2 protein-coding genes are annotated in these 2,218 nt (G+C 61.4%); one reads left to right on the forward strand and one right to left on the reverse strand.

Translation table 11 applies throughout. The features are described from left to right. Positions 1-46: 46 nt before the first annotated feature. Positions 47-1,768 (reverse strand): IS1634 family transposase, encoded by a 1,722-nt coding sequence (locus tag ACGLHR_RS51485; protein ID WP_400103809.1) that lies wholly within the window; start codon positions 1,766-1,768, stop codon positions 47-49. A 42-nt stretch (positions 1,769-1,810) separates the two neighbouring features. On the opposite strand from ACGLHR_RS51485, the gene ACGLHR_RS51490 reads away from it, so the two are divergent. Then, complete coding sequence (locus tag ACGLHR_RS51490) at positions 1,811-2,161, forward strand: DUF6788 family protein (protein WP_400103811.1); 351 nt, start codon at positions 1,811-1,813, stop codon at positions 2,159-2,161. The last annotated feature ends 57 nt before the right edge of the window (positions 2,162-2,218 follow it).

Raw genomic sequence — 2,218 nt, forward strand, 5'->3', positions numbered from 1 at the left:
CTTACATTCCGCACGTCGAGAACACAATTTGACGCGAATTTCGTTGCTAGCCTGGCGTCCGAAAGGCGTGCTCTGAGACGCCGAGTAACGTGAGCACCTGACGCTGCAGATCCGTGAGCGGCACGTCAAAGACTTGCACGGTGTGCGCACCTTCGATCAACTTGTGGCGCTCAGCGAGACTGAATAAACGTAAGATTTGTTCGGTAGTGGGGCGTCTGCACTGACGCTGCTCCGGGTACAGAGGAAGTTCATCGATGTGCTCGCGCTTCATAGCAAGACGTAGCTCGCGCTCGATGAGCGCCTGCACGAGTAGCGCGAGGAAGTAGAGGGTGAAGAGCGCCTCGATTCTGCCCTCGTCCTTCAGGAACACGGGCGCGATCTCGTGCACGGTCTTGACCTGTTCGAAGCGCTTTTCGATCATGGGCTGGCCCTTGTGGGCTTCCAGCACCTGGGCCGGTGACAGGCTGCGATCGTTGGTCATCAGCGGGTACATGCCATCGCTTTTGTGGTCATAGGCGATCGCCTCATCGTCCGTGGTCCACTCGATGTCAAAGCGCCGCTTGGTGATCTTGCGGTAAGCGGTCTCGGGTCCGGGGCGACCCCGCCGGGTCTGCGTGTACTGATGTTCTTCGCGCACGGTGCGGCGGACTTTCAGGTAGCGGCCGACGTGGTGCTTCTCGAGAATCCCCTTGAGCTGCAGATCGATCTCGGCGGCGCCCCGCAGTCTCGTCTTCGCGCCGGCGAGCCGCGCGCGTAACTGTTGGAGCGCTTCAATGGCCGCGGCAATGTTTCTGCGCCGCCGGGCCTCCTGGCGTAGCGTGAGTAGCGCGCTCCAGACCCACACGACTGGCCAGGCTTCGGCAGACGGTAACGGCGCTCGATAGACATACCAGCAGTCGCGCGGCCCGTCGCTGTGGCGTCGATTGGGGCGGTCGCACACACAGGTCCAATCAGGGGTGTTGGTCTGGATCCAGTGGCGGAACTCGCTGTCTTCCAACCGGTTGCGGGGCATCACGGTAACAAAGCGCCCGCCCGCGCGATCAATGTAGTCCGTGTTTTCTCGCGAACACAGTTTTGAATCGGCCACATAGAGAAAGTCGCTGCGCCCTGCCACGGCGCGCAGCGTATTCCAGGTCTCGATGTGGGTACGCGAGTCGCTCGCGTTGCCGTCGGCACAGCGAAACGCGATGGGAATGTTGCCGTCGGCGGTCATGGTGAGGATGAACAGCAACTGCTTCAGATCGGGGCGATGGTCCTTTGAGTGGCCATAGGTGATCACCGGTGCGGTTCGCCCACGAATCTTGCGGCCTGAGGCGCCACGATAGCTGCCGCAGAAGCGGATCGAAGTGCTGTCGTTATGGCACTCGTCGAAGTTCACGCCGAAACGCTCCCCGACTGCCAACGCCACCTCGGTCAACAAGGCCGCCCGGTCGGCGTCAAACAGCCGATCCAGCGCGCGTCCGAGCCGATCATCGCCGAGGTGCGCCATCTCCTCCGCATGGATGCCGAACATCCCACTGGCGAAGCCGTGCACGGTGTCGTGTTGGCGGTAAATCGGCTCGCGTTCGACGATGATCGAGCGCAGCAGGACGCCCAGGGCTCTGGCGTGAGGAACCGCACAGCGTGCGTCCGAGGGGACGTGTCGATCGAGCACGTCCTCCAGGCCAATGCGTTGAATGAAGTGATTGATGAGGGGTAAAGGACCCAATCGCTCGCTGTGAAGGATGAAGCGAGCCTTGTGCGGAGAAGGTTCTTGCGTGCCTTTCATTCTGTCGCTAAGATTAGCGACAGACGCCTAAAAGTCAAGTTTATGCCACGCCGTCCCGAAGCCATCATCAAGCAAGCTCGCGAGCGGATCGAGCGCATCCGTGAGAGGCTAAATGCGATCGACTATCTGTGTTCCGGGACGCTACTGGAACGCATGAAGGTCTGCGGCAAGCCGGGCTGCCGCTGCGCGCAGGATCCCGACGCACGCCACGGCCCGTACTATGAGTGGGGGCACATGAAAGACGGCAAGCTTGTCCATCGGACGGTCTCACCCGAGCAAGCCGCCGTGTTACGGCGTGCCATCGCCAACTACCGGCAGGCGAAGAGGCTGATGCAGGCCTGGGAGGACGAAACCGAACGCCTGATTGACGCCGAAGCGCCCCGCAAACCCTGACCTACCGGCGCCCGGGAAATTACGCGGAAATTCAATCGGCGACCTGCGGAAAGTAAG

The organism is Cupriavidus sp. CuC1 (assembly GCF_044627735.1).
Lineage (GTDB): Bacteria > Pseudomonadota > Gammaproteobacteria > Burkholderiales > Burkholderiaceae > Cupriavidus > Cupriavidus ulmosensis.

Coding starts and splice junctions, on each gene's coding strand:
- ACGLHR_RS51490 (WP_400103811.1), top strand. CDS start 1,811: ATGCCACGCCGTCCCGAAGCCATCATCAAGCAAGCTCGCGAGCGGATC.
- ACGLHR_RS51485 (WP_400103809.1), bottom strand. CDS start 1,768: ATGAAAGGCACGCAAGAACCTTCTCCGCACAAGGCTCGCTTCATCCTT.